Here is an 18,126-nt window from a genome sequence, read left to right on the forward strand (position 1 = left end):
CCTGGACATGACCACTCGAACTGCTGTCGGGGTGACAGGATTTGAACCTGCGACCCTCCGCTCCCAAAGCGGATGCGCTACCAAGCTGCGCTACACCCCGTGGTCCTCGTGGCGGTATCGGCCGCCGCAGAGGATGAATGATCCTGGTGTGGAGCGGGTGACGGGAATCGAACCCGCACCATCAGCTTGGAAGGCTGAGGTTCTACCATTGAACTACACCCGCAGGCATACGACACCGATGGGATCGCCACGATGTCGCGTGCGTACCGACTGTACCGAACGCCCCTCCGGAAACGCTAATCAGCGGGTGACCCCGTGTGGCGACCACGCCGCGAGACCCGCCGCGCGATGTCATTCGACCCTCTTCGCCGTGCCGTCGGCGCGTCGGTCCGCAACTTCTCAGCGAATAAAATTGATGTGTAACACCCGCGCATAGTGAGCGATGTCATACCCGATCGCCATTCGCGAGGTTCGAGAACACGTTATAAAACGGCGACTTTCGAAGCCGAGTGGCTTGCTAGGATCCTTTTTGCCGGACGGGGGCATCTGGAAAGGGGGCGGTGAGCGTGCACCAAGCGAGGTGGACCCAACCGCGCAGCAGTGAGAACGATCGGGGCGAAGCCAGCGCCGGTGTGGGCACAGGGCGCCGGGGCACCGACTTGATCTGTGCCGGGTGAGTGCGATGCCGACCGACATCGGGCCCCCTGTAGCCGCCATGGCCCGGGCCTGGGCGCGTGCTGTCTGCGCCGAGCCCGGTTCGCATACGGCGCCCAAACAGCTGGAGCCGGTACTGATCGAAATCATCGAGCGGCTACTGCATTTGGCCAAGTCCGAGCCGTTCCCGGTGCCCGAGGCGCGGATGCTCGGCGCACGACTGGTCGAGGCGCCGTTCGAGCGCACCAGGATGCTTGCGCAGGCCACCCGGTGGCTGCTCGGCTTCCCAGCGGGCGCGCCGGGGTCACTGGTCGCCACCCGCTGGCCATTGGTCGCGAGTCAGGCCATCGACAGCTATGCTCAGGCGCTACAGGAACGGGCGCTGGCCCAGCAGGAGCAACACATTTCGGCCGCGGTGTCGCTGCGCGTGCAGGAGATCGCCGCGTTGCAGCACCGGTTGCGGCACGAGGCGACGCATGACGCGCTGACCGATCTGGCGAACCGCACGCTGCTGCAGGACAAGGTGCGGCTGATGGCGGCCGACCCGACCTGTGGCGTCGGCCTGCTGCTGATCGACCTCGACCGATTCAAGCAGATCAACGACGGCTTCGGCCACGCGGTCGGCGACGAGGTGCTGGTCGAACTCGCCCGCAGGCTGCGCGAGATCTGCCCGCCGGACATCGTGATCTGCCGTTACGGCGGTGACGAGTTCGTGCTTGCCACCAACCCGCATCACAACACCCTCGGCGATCTCGCCCGTCAGATCGTCGGCGTGCTACGCGATCCGGTGTGGTCGACGGCCGGGCCGGTGCCGGTGTCGGCGAGCGTCGGGACCGCCTATTGCGCTCCGGGCAGCCCGTGCGACTTCACCGACCTGCTGCGCCGGGCCGACCGCGCGATGTATTCGGCGAAGACCGCGGGCGGCAGGCGTTTCGCCCTCGCCGAATCCGACGAACCGGAGATCGAGACCGCCGTGGCGGGCTGAGCAACGGCGCCCACAGCTCATCTGTACGCCGCACAGGACGCAAACCATTGCCGCGGTGTACAGAGGGTTTGTGGGTCAGCCTGCTTGGCAGCTGGGGCACCAGAACAGGTTTCGGCCTTCGAGGACGGCGCGGGCGACGGGGGCGCCACAGATGCGGCATCCGGAACCGGGGCGGCGGTAGACGTAGGTGCGGGGTCGATCCGGCGCGTAGGACGGCTCACCGTGGTCGTCCTCGGGCCGCACCACTACCATCTTGCCGACCCGTACGCCGACTCGCATCAGCGCGACCAGGTCGGTCCACATCGCGGCCCACTCGTCGGCAGACAGCTCGGTACCGGGACGCTGCGGTGAAATGCCGTGCCGGAATAGCAGTTCCGCGCGGTAGACATTGCCGACTCCGGCGAGCACCTGCTGGTCCATGAGCAGGGCGCCGATCGGCCTGCGCGAGTGGTGAATTCGCCGCCAGGCCCGATCGGGATCCGCGCCGCGACGCAACGGGTCGGGGCCGAGCCGCTCGGTCAGCGTGGCCACCTCGACGTCGGTGTACACCTCGCAGGCGGTGGGGCCGCGCAGGTCGGTGCCGTAGCCGGGCTCGGCGGCCGCGCCATCCCCGAACATCCGCATCCGAACCTGACCCACCGGCTCCCCCATCGGCACCGGTGCGTCGAAGAACTTCCCGTACAACCCGAGATGCACATGCACGACGAGCCCCGACTCATAGTGGTGCAGTAGGTGTTTGCCCCACGCCTCAGCGCGCACCAGCACCTGCCCGTCGACCCGCGCGGCTCCGGCGGCGAACTTTCCCTGCGGGCTCGAAACCGCCACCACACCGCCCGCGAAGCGGCGCTGATGCAGCCTCGCGAGACGGTGCAGCGTATGTCCTTCAGGCACAGCGGATTACGACCGCGATGGCGTCAGTTGACGGGAAGGGCGGGCGGCACACCGGTCTTCTCGTACTCCGAGAGGATGTCGATGCGACGCTGGTGACGCTCCTCGCCGGACCACGCGGTCGAGAGGAAGGCGTCGACGATGGCGAGCGCCTCCTCGGTGGAGTGCATCCGGCCGCCGATGCCGATCAGCTGGGCGTTGTTGTGCTCGCGGGCCAGCTTCGCGGTCTCCACGCTCCAGGCCAGGGCGCAGCGGGCGCCTCGCACCTTGTTCGCGGCGATCTGCTCGCCGTTGCCGCTGCCGCCGAACACGAGGCCGAGGCTGCCCGGGTCGGCAACGGTGCGGCGTGCCGCCTCGATGCAGAACGCGGGGTAGTCGTCGAGGGCGTCGTATTCGAGGGCGCCACAATCGACGGCGTCGTGGCCCGCCTGCTCCAGGTGAGCCTTGACGAGATTCTTCAGTTCGAAACCGGCATGGTCGGCACCGAGGTATACGCGCATGGCAGCGATTCTGTCAGGCCGGTTCGCCGCGGCCGCGAGAGGGATCGGGGATGACATCACCGCAGGTCACGAGCTGGAGTCCACTCCAAGGGATTAACACCACCGGCGGGCGGCACAGAGTGGCTCCATGCCGAACGATCCTCAGCCACAGGCATATCCGACGCCCGACTCGCGCCCGTTCCATCGACCTCGCCGAACTGGCTGGCGGGGGCCGACTTCCGGAGAACTGAATAGAGTTCTTCCCATGCAGCCGCAAGAACTTCAGCCGCCGCAACCGGCGGGCCCGTCGGCCGATCGGTATACCCAGCAGGCCGCGTGGGCGCCGGCTCAGGACGCGCCCGCAGCGCACTACGGCTCGGCGTCGTACCCCTCGGTACCGAATCCCGCAACGTCGTACCCTGCCGCGCCCTTTCCGTCCGCGCCGTACCCGATGTCCCCTTATGGCACGCCCTACAGCGGTGCGCCGGTGCCGCCCGCGCTGCCACCGCACCAGCAGCCGCGCGGCCTGTCTCCCTTCGGGATGCCCGCGCGACATCTCTGGGAGATTCCGCTGCTGACCGTCGTGGTGATGTTCACCATTGTCGCGTTCCTGCTGGCGATCCTGCTCGCGGTGACGGGCACCATCAACCAGTACATCCTGGCGTTCCTCGGCGCGCCGCTGCTGGTGTGGTTCATTCGTGGCCAGACCTTCGCGAGCCTGCGGCTCAACGGCGTCAAGATGTCGCCGACGCAGTTTCCCGAGGGATATCAGATGGTGGTCGAGGCGGCGGCCCGATTCGGCATGAAGAAGGTGCCGGACGCGTACGTGCTGCTCGGCAACGGCCAGATCAACGCCTTCGCCTCCGGACACGGGTTCCGCCGCTTCGTCGCGGTCTACAGCGACCTGTTCGAAATCGGCGGGGCCGCGCGCGAACCCGACGCGCTGGCATTCATCATCGGCCACGAGGTCGGGCACATCGCCGCTGGGCACGTGTCCTACTGGCGGCAGCTCGGCATGTATCTGGTTCCGTTTCTGCCGATCCTCGGCACCTCGCTGATCCGCGCACAGGAGTACACCGCCGACAATCACGGCTTCTGCAACCGGCACGTGGGCGCACCCGCGGCCATGGGCACCCTGGCCGCGGGCAAATACATGAACACCCTCGTCGGCTTCGACGAGATGGCCGACCGGGCGGCGTCGGAGAAGGGCTTCTTCGTCTGGGTGGTCAACGCGATGTCGTCGCATCCAGTGCTGACGTGGCGCATGTGGGCGCTGCGCGATCGCAGCAGGCACGGCCGAATGTTCCTGCGACCGGACCGGCCCGCAGGTCCTCCTCTCCCCCCCGGCGACTACCCGACCAGCTACGGCGAGATCCCGGCGTTGCCGCCGAAACCAGTCGTCTGACTCGTCGCGGCCCGTGATACCTCACCCGCGCGGCGTGCCGGTGAGGTACCACGGAACCCGTGCCGGGTTGCCGGCTAGTCGAAGGCCGGGTCCTCGGTGCGGGTGCGCTTGAGTTCGTAGAAGTGCGGGTATCCGGACAGCGTTACCGCGGCATCCCAGAGCTTTCCCGCTTCTTCGCCGCGCGGGATCCGGGACAGCACCGGACCGAAGAAGGCGACACCGTTGATGTGGATCGTCGGGGTGCCGACATCGGGGCCGACCTTGTCCATGCCCTCATGGTGGCTCTTGCGCAGCGCATCGTCGTACTCGGTGCTCTCGGCAGCCTTGGCCAGGTCGGCGGGCAGACCGACCTCGGCGAGCGAGTCCGCAATCACCGCGGCCAGTTGCTCCGACCGCGAATCCCGCTCGTACTCCTCGCGGCGATTGTGGATCCGCGAGCCCATGGCCGCGTACAGCGGGGCGAGCACCTCGTCGCCGTGTTGCTGCGCCGCGGCGATGGCAACCCGGACCGGACCCCAGCCCGTGGCCAGCAACTCCTTGTACTGCTCAGGCAGGCCCTCGCGGCCCTCGTTGAGCACGGACAGGCTCATCACATGGAATCGGACGTCGATATCGCGGACCTGCTCGACCTCCAGGATCCACCGGGAGGTGATCCAGCACCAGGGACACAGCGGGTCGAACCAGAAATCGGCAACATCCTTATCGGCGCTCACGGGTCGTTTCCTCCTCAGGCTCAAAGAGCGGCGGATTTGCACTCGCCGCTACCCGAGCCAACCACGCCGGCGCGCGATTCGTTCCCGTACCGGGGGTCTGTTTTTCCGTCGTGTCCTAATTCGACGTGTGGGTCCGATTTCGGGGAACGCCGCGGCCGGTCACAGTAGGGTTGAGGCGCAGGAGTCCGGTTCCCCCCGACAAGGAGTCCGCAATGACCTCTGATCGTCGTTTCGTCATCGTCGGCGGCAGCCTGGCCGCGGCCAAGCTCGCGGAAGCGCTGCGGGACAACGATTTCGACGGGGCCGTCACAGTAATCGGCACCGAAGAGCACCTGCCATACGAACGGCCACCGCTGTCGAAGGAACACCTGGCAGGCAAGAAGTCGCTCGCCGATTTCACGGTGCAACCGGCCCAGTGGTACCGCGACCACCACATAGATCTCCGGCTCGGCACCACCGTCACGGCGATCGATCCGGTCGCGCGGACGGTCACGCTGCCCGATGATTCGACACTCCCGTACACCAAGCTGGCCCTGGCGACCGGTTCGACGCCACGTCGCCTGCCGGTTCCGGGGGTCGACGCCCCCAACGTCTACACGCTGCGCACCATCGAAGATTCCGACACGCTCATCGACCTGTTCGAGCAAGCCCGCCGGATCGTGATCGTCGGCGCGGGCTGGATCGGGCTGGAGGTCGCCGCCGCGGCGCGCGCCGCCCAGGTCGAGGTGACCATTGTCGAGTCGGCCGAGTTGCCGTTGCTCGGGACGCTCGGACCCGAGATGGGCGCGGTGTTCGCGGATTTGCACCGCGCACACGGGGTCGATCTGCGCTTCGGCGCTCAGCTCACCGAGATCGTCACGCACGACGAGGTCGCGACCGGGGTCCGGTTGGGCGACGGCACCCTGATCGACGCCGACGCGGTACTGGTGGCGATCGGCGCAAGCCCGAACATCGAACTGGCCGCCGACGCCGGGCTCGCCGTCGATGGCGGCGTGCTCGTCGACGCGGGCCTGGGCTCCAGCAACCCGGATATCGTCGCCGTCGGTGATATCGCCGAACAGCTGCATCCCGTGCTGGGGCGCCGAATTCGGGTGGAACACTGGGCGAACGCGCTCAACCAACCCGCCGTCGCGGCCGCGACCATGCTCGGCAAGTCCGCGTCCTACGACCGGATGCCCTACTTCTTCACCGACCAATACGACCTGGGCATGGAGTACACCGGACATGCCGCCCCCGGCGACTACGCGCGGGTGGTAGTGCGCGGTGACCTGGCAAAACGCGAATTCGTGGCGTTCTGGCTCGATGCCGGCAATCGGGTGCTGGCCGGGATGAACGTCAATATCTGGGACGTGACCGACCGGATCAAGGAATTGATCGGCGAGCAGGTCGACCCGGACCGCCTCGCCGATGCCTCGGCGCCGCTGTAGCCCATCGTTGTGTTGTGGATCACCGCGCCGCCATCCAAAGTATGTCGAAACGACGCGGCGGGCTCCGACCTCCCGGCGAGAGCGTCACCCGGACGCACAAAGGCAAGGAGCCGAACCATGAAGTACATGCTGCTGAAGACCTACAGTCCCGCCGCCTACTGCGACACCCCGATCACCGAATGGGCGCCGGAGGAAATCAAGGCGCACATCGATTTCCAGCGCGCTCTGGGCGCGGAGCTGGCCAAGTCCGGCGAACTCGTCGACGCACAGGGCCTGGCCGGACCCGAGCAGGCCACATTGGTCAGCTCCGACGGCCGGTCGGCGCCGGTGGTCACCGACGGACCGTTCCCGGAGACCAAGGAGTTCCTTGCGGGCTACTGGATCGTCGATGTGGACAGCCCGCAGCGCGCACTGGAGATCGCCGCGAAGGCATCGGAGGGGCCGGGCCCGGGTGGCAAGCCGATCGGTGAATACATCGAGGTGCGTCCCATAATGAGCGTTCCGGCCACCGAGCAGTGATCGAACCCGCGCAGCGATGATCCGGAGCCGTAGCGCAGTGACCCGAGGATGACGACGACTTGAACTCGACCGCGGCGCCATGACCGGAACACTCCCCGCAGGCGTCGAGGACCTGTTGCGTGATCTGACGCCGCAGGTCCTCGGCACACTGGTGCGCCGGTTCGGCGATTTCGATACCGCCGAGGACGCATTGCAGGAGGCCATGCTCGCGGCGGCGACCCGGTGGCCGACCGAGGGTGTGCCGGATAACCCGCGCGGCTGGCTGATTCAGGTCACCCAGCGGCGGATGGCCGATGCGGTGCGCGCGGAGGTGGCCCGGCGACGCAGAGAGACAACGGTTTTCGAGCGGGTTGTGCCCGACGCGGAGGCCGTCGACCGGGACGACACGCTGGCGATGTTCTTCCTGTGCTGTCACCCCTCGCTGTCCTGCGCGAGTGCGATCGCGCTCACCCTGCGCGCGGTCGGCGGTCTCAGCACCACCGAGATCGCGCACGCCTTCCTCCTGCCGGAGGCGACTATGGCGCAACGTATCTCGCGCGCCAAGAAGCGCCTGTCCACCATCGATCGCCCGTTCGCCCGACCGGGCGACGCGCAATGGCGCGAGCGCCTCGGCGCGGTCCTGCACGTGCTGTATCTGATCTTCAGTGAAGGCCACACCACCACCTCCGGCCCGGCGCTGCACCGCGCCGACCTGTCCAGCGAGGCGATCCGGCTGACCAGGTCGATCCACCGACTACTGCCCGACGACACCGAGGTCACCGGCCTGCTGGCGCTGATGCTGCTCACCGACGCCCGCCGCGCGGCCCGCACCGGCACGCACGGCGAATTGATCCCCCTCGCCGAACAGAACCGCGCACTCTGGGACCGCACCGCGATCACCGAGGGCGTGACGCTCACCACAGGCACCCTCGCCCGAGGATTGACCGGCCCCTACCAACTACAGGCCGCCATCGCCGTCCTGCACGCGAAGGCACTGCGGGCCGAGGACACCGAGTGGACCCGAATCCTGGCCCTCTACAACATGTTCGAGCGCATGGCACCGAACCCGATGGTGACTCTCAATCGTGCCGTCGCCATGGCGATGGTGCATGGTCCGGCGGCCGGACTCGCGATCGCCGACACCCTCGACGATCAACTGGCGGGCAACCACCGACTCGACGCGGTCCGTGGCCACCTACACGAAATGGCAGGCGATTTCGACGCCGCCATCGCCGCCTACACCGCCGCGGCACGCCGCACAACCAGCAGCCCAGAACGCGACTACCTGACCATCCGCGCCGCCCAACTCCGCCGCCAGGCCGAGCGAAATTGACCCCGAGCCCGGTGGTCGCCGGGTCGAGGAGTCCAGCTGCAATCCCATGTCACCGTCAGCCGTATCGACCCCGCCGGGCAGACTGCTGGTGTGGCAGCCAAATTCAGTGCGGGAGTTCTGTTGTTCCGTCGCGGCTCCGACGGCATCGAAGTGCTGCTCGGGCACATGGGCGGACCGCTCTGGGCACGCAAGGACAACGGCGCCTGGTCGATCCCCAAGGGTGAATATGACCCCGATGCGGAGAAGCCTCAGGACGCCGCTGGCCGCGAGTTCGTCGAAGAGCTCGGCCTGCCGGTGCCCGAGGGCGAGTGGATACCGCTCGGCGACGTGCACTACGGCAGCGGAGGCAGCCGTAAACAGGTCACCGTCTGGGCGGTCGAAGGCGACCTCGACCCCGCCGACGTGGTCCCCGGCACCTTCGAGATGGAGTGGCCACCCCGCTCCGGCCGCCGCGCGGCCTTCCCCGAAATCGACCGCGCCGCGTGGTTCGATCTGGCCACCGCCCGCGAAAAACTGGGCGTCGGCCAACGCCCGTTCCTGGACCGTCTGGCCGAGCATCGGGCACAGCGCTGAGCATCGGCGTGCTGGTGGATGGCGGCGCACAGGGTGTTTACTGAGATCAGGGTGGGTGCTCGGATGGGCTGAACGAGGTGTGTATGCCCGTATGGCGATTGCGCGACTTTCACAACGGAGACCTGGATCAGGCGATCCAGGTCTGGGATCAGAGCCGGGTAGCGGGGGCGACCGAACCGGTCTTCGCGGTTGCCGAGGTAATGGCGGCGGCGCGGACCGGGCAGGCCGCGGTGGTCGCCGAGGTCGGCGACGAAGTGGTCGGCATGGCGGTCGCGCAGGTTCAGGGTGAGCGGGCGTGGGTGTTGCTGGTCGCGTTAGGGGCGCGGTGGCGGCAGCGCGGGATCGGCAGCGCGTTGCTTGCCGAGCTCGAACGGCGGCTGCGCTCGGCCGGTGTGCGACGGATCTGCGCGGTGATCCCCGAGGGAGCAACGGGCACTGCGGCTTTCGAGAACTCCGGGTACGTGCGGCGGGAGGGTTTGGTCTACTACGAGATGCGCGAGCGACTCGGCCCCGAGCAGACCAGCTTGCTCACCGAACTGGGTGGACGGCTGCTCCCGCCGGGGCTCTGGCAGTCGATGGCCGGAATGGACCGCGAGAAGGACGTCATCGAGCGCCGGATCGTGCTGCCACTGGCGAATCGGGATACCGCCGCCAGGTACGGCGTACTGCCGCCCAAGAGTGTCATCCTGTTCGGGCCGCCCGGTACCGGCAAGACAAGCTTCGCCAAAGCGGTGGCGTCCCGGCTCGGCTGGCCGTTCGTTGAGCTGTTCCCGTCGAGACTGGCCGCGGCCTCGACGGGCGGGTTGGCGGCCTCCTTGCGCGAAACATTCGGCGAGCTCGCCGAACTCGACGAACTGGTGCTCTTCATCGACGAAGTCGAGGAGATCGCCGTAGCCCGCTCGGGCACCGCGACCAGCGCCGCGCACGGCGTCACCAACGAGCTGCTCAAACTGATTCCCGCATTCCGCGAAAACGACAGCCGCCTGCTGGTCTGTGCGACGAACTCGGTCCGCTCGCTGGACTCCGCGTTCCTACGGCCGGGCCGTTTCGACTACGTGATTCCGATCGGCCCGCCGGATGCGACCGCTCGCGACGCGATTTGGCGCCGCTACCTCGGCCCGGCCCCCGATCACGTCGACATCGACCAGCTGGTGTGCAACAGTGCGTTGTTCACCCCCGCCGATATCGAATTCGCCGCGCGCAAGGGCGCCCAGGCCGCGTTCGAACGCGAAATGCTCGATCACGGCGGCGAACCCGCGAACACCGCCGACTATCTCGCGGCGATCGCCGATACCCGACCGACCCTGACCCCCGAGATCCTCACCGCGTTCGAGCAGGACAACGATAACTTCACCCGGCTGTGACCGGCTACCCGAGCCCGATCCGACCGATGCTGCTCATGCTCGCTCGACTCCGGTCCAGGTCTGCCCGGTGATCAGCTCGTAAGCCTCCCGGTACTTCTGCCGGGTGGCATCGACGATGTCGGCGGGGATTTCCGGGCCGGGGTATTCCTGGTTCCAGCCGGTCGAGGTAGACCAATCCCGGACGAACTGCTTGTCGAAGGAGCGCTGCGGGCGGCCCGGCTCCCATTCGGCAGCGGGCCAGAAGCGCGAGGAGTCGGAGGTGAGGACCTCGTCACCCAGGGTGAGAGTGTCACCGTCCCAGCCGAATTCGACCTTGGTGTCGGCGACGATGACGCCGCGCTCCGCGGCGTGGGCGGCGCCGCGGGTGTAGATCTGCAGGGTGAGGTCACGCAGTTGCTCGGCGACCTCGCGGCCCTCCTGGTTCACCACGTCCGCGAAGGTGATGGACTCGTCGTGGCCCTCCGACGCCTTCGTGGTCGGCGTGAAGATCGGCTCGGGCAGCTTGTCACCCTCGCGCAGGCCGGGCGGCAGCGCGACGCCGGAGACCGAACCCTCCCGCTGGTACTCCTTGCGCCCCGACCCGACCAGGTAGCCGCGGGCAATGCACTCGACCTGCACCATCTTCAGCGGCTTGACCCGAATCCCGCGTCCCGCGAATTCGGCGGGCACATCGCCGGCCGACAGCACGTGGTTGGGAATGTCACCGAGGAACTCGAACCACCAGTTCGACAGCTGGGTGAGCAGCGCGCCCTTGTCCGGAATCGGCGTCGGCAACACCACGTCGTACACCGACACCCGGTCGGAGGCAACGAGCAGCAGGGTGTCGCCGTCCTCGTAGAGGTCGCGCACCTTCCCCGCGTGGATATGCTTCACGTCGCACTCCGATCCTGGTCGATAGGGTTTATGAGAAATAGTTCCGCGCGGGCAACCTTACCGAGGTGGCATTGTGGTCAGTGCCGTGCCTACCGGCGCAAGTTCTTCGACCAACGAAGGAGACTCATGTCTGCACCCAACCTGACTCGCGACCAGGCGATCGAACGCGCCTCGACAGTGTCGGTCGAGAACTATCGCATCGAACTCGACCTGACCGACGGGGCGGGTAAACCGGGCGAGCAGACGTTCTCCTCCCGCAGCACGGTGACATTCACGGCGACCCCAGGCGCGAGCACGTTCATCGACATCGTCGCTCGCGGCGTTCGCTCCGCGGTGCTCAACGGCACCCCGATCGATATCGCCGACTACGACGAGTCCACCGGGATCACGCTCACCGATCTGGCCGAACGCAACGAACTCGTGGTCGAAGCCGACTGCGAGTACTCGAATACCGGCGAGGGCCTGCACCGGTTCGTCGATCCGACCGACGACGCGGTCTACCTGTACTCGCAGTTCGAGACCGCCGACGCCAAGCGCATGTTCGCCTGCTTCGACCAGCCGGACCTCAAGGCCACCTTCGACATCAGCGTCACCGCTTCGCCGGATTGGAACGTCATCTCCAACGGCGCGGGCGTGGAAACACTTGCGGCCGATCCGGGTAGGCACATCTTCCGCACCACCCCGAAGATGAGCACCTACCTGGTCGCGCTCATCGCGGGCCCGTACGCCGTGTGGACCGACGCCTACACCGACGACCACGGCACCATCTCGCTCGGCATCTACTGCCGCGCCTCGCTGGCCGAGCACATGGACGCCGACCGGCTGTTCACCGAGACCAAGCAGGGATTCGGCTTCTACCACAAGAACTTCGGCGTGCCGTACGCCTTCGGCAAGTACGACCAGCTGTTCGTGCCCGAGTTCAACGCGGGCGCCATGGAGAACGCGGGCGCGGTGACCTTCCTGGAGGACTACGTCTTCCGGTCCAAGGTGACCAGGGCCTCCTACGAGCGGCGCGCGGAGACGGTGCTGCACGAGATGGCGCACATGTGGTTCGGCGATCTGGTCACCATGAAGTGGTGGGACGACCTGTGGTTGAACGAGTCTTTCGCGACCTTCGCCTCGGTGCTGTGCCAGTCCGAGGCCACCGAATACACCAGCGCCTGGACCACTTTCGCGAATGTCGAGAAGTCCTGGGCCTACCGGCAGGACCAGCTGCCCTCGACGCACCCGATCGCCGCCGACATCCCGGACCTGGCCGCGGTCGAGGTCAACTTCGACGGCATCACCTACGCCAAGGGCGCCAGCGTGCTCAAGCAGTTGGTCGCCTACGTAGGGCTGGAGCCGTTCCTGGCCGGGCTGCGCGCGTACTTCGCCGAACATGCCTACGGCAATGCCACTTTCGACGATCTGCTTGCGGCGCTGGAGAAGTCGTCGGGTCGTGATCTGTCGACCTGGGGCGCGCAGTGGCTCAAGACCACCGGCCTGAACATCCTGCGTCCGGACTTCGAGGTGGACGCGGACGGCAAGTTCACCTCGTTCGCCGTGGTGCAGGAGGGCGCGGAGCCCGGCGCCGGCGAGCGGCGGGTGCACCGGCTGGCCGTCGGCGTCTACGACGATCAGGACGGAAAGCTGGTCCGCACCAAACGCGTCGAACTCGACCTGGATGCGGCCGAGCGCACCGACGTTCCGGAACTCGTTGGTGTCGCGCGCGGCAAGTTGGTGCTGGTCAACGATGACGACCTCACCTACTGCTCGGTGCGCCTCGACCCCGATTCGCTCGACGTGCTGGTGAACCGCATCGGCGACATCGCCGAACCGCTCCCCCGCACCCTGGCCTGGTCTGCCGCGTGGGAGATGACCAGGCAGGCGCAGATGCGTGCGCGCGACTTCGTCGCCCTGGTGCAGAGCGGCATCGGGTCCGAGACGGAAATCGGTGTGGTGCAACGCCTGCTGATGCAGGCCAACACCGCGATCGGCAGCTACGCCGATCCCGAGTGGGCCGCCACCACCGGCTGGCCCGAATTCGCCAACCGCCTGCTGGAATTGGCCCGCGAGGCCCAGCCGGGTTCGGATCACCAACTCGCCTTCGTCAACGCGCTCACCGGCGCGCGGCTGCAGCCCTGGCACACCGAGGTGCTGCGCGAACTGCTCGACGGAGATCCGGCCAAGGTCGGCCTGCCCGGCCTGACCGTCGATACCGACCTGCGCTGGCGGATCGTCACCGCGCTGGCCGCCGCGGGCGAGATCGACTCCGACGGCCTCGACACCCCGTTCATCGACCAGGAACTGGCCAACGACCCGACTGCGGCAGGCAAGCGTCAGGCCGCCGCCGCAGCCACCGCCCGTCCGATCGCCGAGGTGAAGGAACAGGCGTGGGCAACGGTGATGGGCGATGATTCGGTGCCCAACATCACCGCCCGCTCGATTGTCGGCGGCTTCGCACCGGTCGGTCAGGGCGATCTGCTGACGCCGTACGTGGACCGCTACTTCGCCGAGGTCCCCGGCGTCTGGGATCGACGCTCCAGCGAGGTCGCGCAGACCGTGGTCGTCGGGCTCTACCCGGCGTGGGCGATCAGCGAGGAAGCGGTCGCGACGGCCGATAAGTTCCTGGCCGGCGACCACCCGCCGGCCCTGCGCCGCCTGGTGACCGAGGGCAAGGCAGGCATTGAGCGCTCACTGCGCGCCCGCGCCTTCGACGCCCAGGGCTGACAACTGAAAACGGAGCGGGGTGCGCTGATCCACGATCGCGGTGACGCGCACACCCGCTCGGACGCAGACCGCGAAATTCAGCGGCCGATGGCGGCGGCCATGACGCGGACCGCGGAAACCAGACCGTCGATGAACTCGCCCCGACGGAACGAGCTGAGCGCGGCGGTGACGCCGAGCTGGCAGACCCGATCGTTGGCGCGGTCGGCGACCTCGCTGCCGGAGCGGACCTCGATCGCGCGATCGTTGGGCGAGACGGCGATGAGCACCGAATGTGCCGCCTCGGGCGTCGTAGGGAAGATCGCGTCCGCGCCGACGGCCGGGTCGTCGCCGAGATCGCCGATGTAGATGTTGAACCGAACCTTGGTGGTCCTGGTCGCCTCGGTGAGCACGTTGTCCATGCCCAGCCGCTCGTCATCGCTGAACGGGGCTTCCTTGAACACGTCGCCGGCCTCGTGCACGCCGGACACGCGACCGCTACTGGTCACCACGTAGCCGTGCGGTAGATCGGCCTCGACCACCGCAGGCCAATTAGAACTTGCCACTTGCCCGGCCTCCGATCAGCTCCGCCTCGGCGGATTCGATAGCCGCATGGCTGCCATGCGGGGTCTGCGCGTGGTGACCCTGAGCGGTCACCTCGTCGGTTGCACTCCACAGCACCGGCGGCTGGGTCCACTTCTGACCGAGGTCGTAGTGAACCGGCTTCTCACCGGCCAGTGGCTCACCGAGAAACGACAATCCGGCGATCGCGCCGTAGATCACCAGCGGAATGCCGACGAAGATCAACACTGTCTCGAGAATGCTCACAGCCCAACGGTAGACGATCGTGTGTAGTAGATCATCGTCTGGTCCGAGCCACCAGCGGTTCGTGTCGAGTCAGACCAGCCAGGCCGCGGCATTCGCGGGCAGGTGTCCGTTCTCCGGTGGCGCGCTCGCGAGCAGCACCTCGCCGGGCGGCAACGAGATCGGGACGGACGAGGCGTTCAGCACACAGACCAGTCCACCCGGGCGCCGGAAGGCAAGACAGCCCTGCGGACTGCCGTACCACTCGATCCGGGGACCAGCGAATTCCGGTCGGACGCCGCGCAATTCGATCGCCCTCCGGTAGAGCGACAGAGTGGAACCCAGTTCCTCGAGCTGCGCTTCCACGGTGAGCGCCGCCCACTGCGCCGGGATCGGCAACCAGGACTGCGCCGCGCTCGTGAAGCCGAACGGCGGTGCACTCCCCTCCCAGGGAATCGGCACCCGGCAGCCATCGCGGCCGCGTTCGGTGTGCCCAGAGCGTTCCCAGACCGGATCCTGCAGGACCGCGTCGGGCAGATCGTCCACGTTCGGCAGACTCAGCTCGGAACCGTTGTAGATGAACACCGCGCCCGGCAAGGCCAGCTCCACCATCATCATCGCCCTGGCCCGCGCCACGCCCTCGAAACCGCCACCGTAGCGGGTGACCTCGCGGGCGATGTCGTGATTGGACAGCGTCCAGGTGGGCGACGCACCGACCGGCGCGACCGCGGCCAGGGAATTGTCGATCGCGGCGCGCACGGCCTCGGCCGAGAACGGGGTTTGGGCGAGACGGAAGTTGAAGGCCAGGTGCAGTTCGTCGGGACGTAGATACTCACCGAAGCGGGTGTTGTCGTCCACCCACACCTCGCCGATGGACACCGCGTCCGGGTACTCGTCGAGCACCTTGCGGATGCGGCGGTGGATGTCGTGCACGGCCGGGTGGTTGAACCGCGGATCGCTGTCATCGTTCGCCAGCAATCGGGTTACCACGGTCTCCATATCAGGCAGCCCGTCCGGTTTGGCCATCCCGTGCGCCACGTCGAGGCGGAACCCGTCGACGCCGCGGTCGAGCCAGAACCGCAGGGTCTGCTCGAAGTCGGCGGCGACCTCGGGGTTTTCCCAGTTCAGGTCGGGCTGCTCGGCCGCGAAAATGTGCAGGTACCACTCGCCGGGGGTGCCATCGCTCTCGGTAACGCGGGTCCAGGCGGGTCCACCGAAGATGCTCGGCCAATTGTTCGGCGGCTCAGCGCCATCGAGACCCCGACCGGGGCGGAAGATGTAGCGGGCGCGTTCCCCGCTGCCCGGCGCGGCGGCCAGTGCCGCGATGAACCATGGATGTTCGCTGCTGGTGTGGTTCGGCACCAGATCCATCGTGACCTTCAGGTGGCGGTTGTGCGCCGCGGCGATCAGTTCGTCCATCGCCACCAGACCGCCGAACATCGGGTCGATATCGCGCGGATCGGACACGTCGTAGCCACCGTCTGCCATCGGCGACTTCATCACCGGACACACCCACAACGCGTCGACACCTAGGAGTTCCAGGTAGCCGAGCTTTTCGCGGACGCCGCCGAGATCTCCGATGCCGTCACCGCCGGAGTCCGCGAAGGATCTGGGATAGACCTGGTAAAACACGGCTGACCGCCACCATGGTTGCGTGGTGCGATCCACCGCCGGCACGGCTGGTGTATCAGTCACACCGGTAATAGTGCCAAAACTATGCGGCAAAATCGCTTAAGCCGAGCAGTGTTCTCGACATCGGCAAATCACCAGCGTTCCACGACGTCGGCCGAAAACCCGCGTCCTAATCCGTGTGCTCGGCCGCAGCGACCTCAGAAGTCCACGTTAATCAGCGAATTCGCCGCCATCTCCAGATAGTCGAGCAGCGCCTTGCGATGCTCGTCGTCGAGCACCGCCGGCTCGATCTCCGCCACGCCGACGCGCATGCAACGCAGCCACGCGTCGCGCTCCACCGGGCCGATCGTGAACGGCATATGCCGCATCCGCAGCCGCGGGTGGCCACGCTCCTCGGAGTAGGTGCGCGGGCCGCCCCAGTACTGCTCCAGGAACATCCGCAGCCGTCGCTCGGCCGGGCCGAGGTCCTGTTCCGGGTACAACGGACGCAGCACCTCGTCGCTGGCCACCTCGCGGTAGAACGCCGCGAGGACCCGCTGGAACGTCTCCGCCCCACCGACCACGTCGTAGAATGACTGCGTTGTTTGACCCGCCGTTTGCTCGCCGGAAGTCATCAGGTCCTCTCGATTGGGCTGAATCCGCCACAGTCCATTGTGCCCGCGTTACGAACGCGCGACCCTTCAACCACAGTTCATCCGACATTGTGCGAAATCACCGTGCAAGAGGCGACATTCCATGGTCAACTGGGTGGCAGTCTCTGCCGAGATACCACATGATCTTGAATCGACGAAATCGGGGCCCCCATGAAGCAGCGGCACGGCCGATCACACGAGGCCAGGACGCACCGACAACTCCAGCCCGCCGACGTCCACAATCGTGGGTCGGGGGCTACTCCGCTGCACATCTTGTCCGATCATTATCCGGGTGCACATCGCACCGACGAGACTCCTCATCACGGTGACTCCTCCCATCACAGTGAGCATGGTCACTACCTCGCGTCGGTCCCCCGGGAGGGCACCAACTGGTTGAAGCGCCGGGTGCTGCTTCTGAACGCCACCTACGAGCCGCTCACCGCCCTGTCCGCGCGCCGCGCCGTCGTCCTGCTCATCTGCGACAAAGCCGATACGGTTCACCACAATCCTGAAGGTCCGATAGTGCATTCCGCCGAGTCCACGGTCACCATTCCGTCGGTGATCCGGCTGCGCACCTACGTGCACGTGCCCTATCGCGCCCGGGTCCCGATGACCCGCGCCGCCCTCATGCATCGCGACCGCTACCGCTGCGGCTACTGCGGCGGCAAGGCGGAGACCATCGACCATGTCATCCCGCGCAGCCGCGGCGGCGAGCATTCGTGGGAGAACTGCGTCGCGAGCTGCGCGCCGTGCAACCACCACAAGGCCGACAAACTGCTCAGCGAGCTGGGTTGGACGCTGCGTTCCCCGCTGGTCTCGCCGAAGGGGCCGCACTGGCGGCTGCTGTCCACCACCGCCGATCTCGATCCGGTGTGGTTGCAGTATCTCGGCGAAGGCGCCGCCTGACCACGGCTCGGTGTACTCGACCATCAGGGTCGCCCAGGTGCCGGGCTCGAGTGCCTCGAACACGTGCGGGATGTCGGCCGGATACGAGATGGCCGGGCTCGGCGGTGACCCGGAAGAGATCGCGGCGGGCATTCGGCGGGCTCGCGGCCAGCAGTGTGGCGCGGTAGTCGGACCACTCGGCCACCACCGGCGGAACTGGCGGCGACCGCTCGGTGTGCGTGTGATGAACGACGAATCTGTGGCGCTGGCGCTAGCCCGTGCGGATACCCGCAATC

17 protein-coding genes and 2 tRNA genes are annotated in these 18,126 nt (G+C 67.2%); 9 read left to right on the forward strand and 10 right to left on the reverse strand.

Features of this window, described 5'->3' with window-relative positions; translation table 11 throughout:
- Window positions 1–26: 26 nt before the first annotated feature.
- Window positions 27–100 (reverse strand) — tRNA-Pro (locus ACV7NQ_RS08035).
- Window positions 101–149: 49 nt separating this feature from the next.
- Window positions 150–223, reverse strand: a tRNA-Gly gene (locus ACV7NQ_RS08040).
- Window positions 224–682: 459 nt separating this feature from the next.
- Between ACV7NQ_RS08040 and ACV7NQ_RS08045 the strand changes: the two genes are divergently transcribed.
- Window positions 683–1,639 carry a diguanylate cyclase domain-containing protein gene (locus ACV7NQ_RS08045; RefSeq protein WP_463359039.1) on the forward strand — a complete coding sequence of 319 codons (957 nt, stop codon included), beginning with the start codon at window positions 683–685 and terminating at the stop codon, window positions 1,637–1,639.
- 75 nt (window positions 1,640–1,714) lie between these two features.
- On the opposite strand, the gene ACV7NQ_RS08050 is transcribed toward ACV7NQ_RS08045, so the two are convergent.
- Window positions 1,715–2,530 (reverse strand): Fpg/Nei family DNA glycosylase, encoded by an 816-nt coding sequence (locus ACV7NQ_RS08050; protein ID WP_463359040.1) that lies wholly within the window; start codon window positions 2,528–2,530, stop codon window positions 1,715–1,717.
- A gap of 23 nt (window positions 2,531–2,553) precedes the next feature.
- Window positions 2,554–3,027, reverse strand: coding sequence for a ribose-5-phosphate isomerase (locus ACV7NQ_RS08055; RefSeq protein ID WP_463359041.1), 474 nt, complete (start codon window positions 3,025–3,027; stop codon window positions 2,554–2,556).
- 430 nt (window positions 3,028–3,457) lie between these two features.
- Here ACV7NQ_RS08055 and ACV7NQ_RS08060 point away from each other — a divergent pair, with 430 nt between their 5' ends.
- The gene (locus ACV7NQ_RS08060) at window positions 3,458–4,411 is read left to right on the forward strand and encodes a M48 family metallopeptidase (RefSeq protein WP_463365585.1); all 954 of its coding nucleotides are present in this window, start codon (window positions 3,458–3,460) and stop codon (window positions 4,409–4,411) included.
- Window positions 4,412–4,485: 74 nt separating this feature from the next.
- On the opposite strand, the gene ACV7NQ_RS08065 is transcribed toward ACV7NQ_RS08060, so the two are convergent.
- Complete coding sequence (locus ACV7NQ_RS08065; protein ID WP_463359042.1) at window positions 4,486–5,124, reverse strand: mycothiol-dependent nitroreductase Rv2466c family protein; 639 nt, start codon at window positions 5,122–5,124, stop codon at window positions 4,486–4,488.
- Window positions 5,125–5,336: 212 nt separating this feature from the next.
- On the opposite strand from ACV7NQ_RS08065, the gene ACV7NQ_RS08070 reads away from it, so the two are divergent.
- From ACV7NQ_RS08070 to ACV7NQ_RS08090, 5 genes are all read left to right on the forward strand, one after another.
- Complete coding sequence (locus tag ACV7NQ_RS08070; RefSeq protein ID WP_463359043.1) at window positions 5,337–6,551, forward strand: NAD(P)/FAD-dependent oxidoreductase; 1,215 nt, start codon at window positions 5,337–5,339, stop codon at window positions 6,549–6,551.
- 117 nt (window positions 6,552–6,668) lie between these two features.
- Window positions 6,669–7,070, forward strand: coding sequence for a YciI family protein (locus tag ACV7NQ_RS08075; RefSeq protein WP_463359044.1), 402 nt, complete (start codon window positions 6,669–6,671; stop codon window positions 7,068–7,070).
- Window positions 7,071–7,149: 79 nt separating this feature from the next.
- Window positions 7,150–8,382, forward strand: coding sequence for an RNA polymerase sigma factor (locus ACV7NQ_RS08080; protein WP_463359045.1), 1,233 nt, complete (start codon window positions 7,150–7,152; stop codon window positions 8,380–8,382).
- A 90-nt stretch (window positions 8,383–8,472) separates the two neighbouring features.
- The gene (locus ACV7NQ_RS08085) at window positions 8,473–8,955 is read left to right on the forward strand and encodes an NUDIX domain-containing protein (RefSeq protein WP_463359046.1); all 483 of its coding nucleotides are present in this window, start codon (window positions 8,473–8,475) and stop codon (window positions 8,953–8,955) included.
- Between the two features lie 83 nt (window positions 8,956–9,038).
- Complete coding sequence (locus tag ACV7NQ_RS08090) at window positions 9,039–10,319, forward strand: ATP-binding protein (protein ID WP_463359047.1); 1,281 nt, start codon at window positions 9,039–9,041, stop codon at window positions 10,317–10,319.
- A gap of 33 nt (window positions 10,320–10,352) precedes the next feature.
- On the opposite strand, the gene ACV7NQ_RS08095 is transcribed toward ACV7NQ_RS08090, so the two are convergent.
- Window positions 10,353–11,192, reverse strand: a complete 840-nt coding sequence (locus ACV7NQ_RS08095; RefSeq protein ID WP_463359048.1) for a phosphoribosylaminoimidazolesuccinocarboxamide synthase — start codon at window positions 11,190–11,192, stop codon at window positions 10,353–10,355.
- A gap of 126 nt (window positions 11,193–11,318) precedes the next feature.
- On the opposite strand from ACV7NQ_RS08095, the gene pepN reads away from it, so the two are divergent.
- The gene (pepN, locus tag ACV7NQ_RS08100) at window positions 11,319–13,901 is read left to right on the forward strand and encodes an aminopeptidase N (protein WP_463359049.1); all 2,583 of its coding nucleotides are present in this window, start codon (window positions 11,319–11,321) and stop codon (window positions 13,899–13,901) included.
- A gap of 77 nt (window positions 13,902–13,978) precedes the next feature.
- Here the strand turns inward: pepN and ACV7NQ_RS08105 are convergent, their stop codons facing one another.
- From ACV7NQ_RS08105 to ACV7NQ_RS08120, 4 genes are all read right to left on the reverse strand, one after another.
- Entirely contained in the window at window positions 13,979–14,443 is a 465-nt protein-coding gene (locus ACV7NQ_RS08105) for a DUF5130 domain-containing protein (RefSeq protein ID WP_463359050.1), read from the reverse strand.
- Window positions 14,430–14,705: an aa3-type cytochrome oxidase subunit CtaJ gene (gene ctaJ, locus ACV7NQ_RS08110; protein WP_463359051.1), complete on the reverse strand. Its 276-nt coding sequence runs from the start codon at window positions 14,703–14,705 to the stop codon at window positions 14,430–14,432. The genes ACV7NQ_RS08105 and ctaJ overlap by 14 nt, the downstream gene beginning before the upstream one ends.
- Window positions 14,706–14,774: 69 nt before the next feature.
- A complete protein-coding gene (locus ACV7NQ_RS08115) occupies window positions 14,775–16,376 on the reverse strand; it encodes a glycoside hydrolase family 13 protein (protein WP_463359052.1) in 1,602 nt (533 codons plus the stop codon).
- A 134-nt stretch (window positions 16,377–16,510) separates the two neighbouring features.
- A complete protein-coding gene (locus ACV7NQ_RS08120; RefSeq protein WP_463359053.1) occupies window positions 16,511–16,927 on the reverse strand; it encodes a globin in 417 nt (138 codons plus the stop codon).
- Between the two features lie 189 nt (window positions 16,928–17,116).
- Between ACV7NQ_RS08120 and ACV7NQ_RS08125 the strand changes: the two genes are divergently transcribed.
- Window positions 17,117–17,851 (forward strand): HNH endonuclease, encoded by a 735-nt coding sequence (locus ACV7NQ_RS08125; RefSeq protein ID WP_463359054.1) that lies wholly within the window; start codon window positions 17,117–17,119, stop codon window positions 17,849–17,851.
- Window positions 17,852–18,126 lie beyond the last annotated feature (275 nt).

The sequence above is a fragment of the Nocardia sp. Tas62D01 genome (assembly GCF_055232035.1).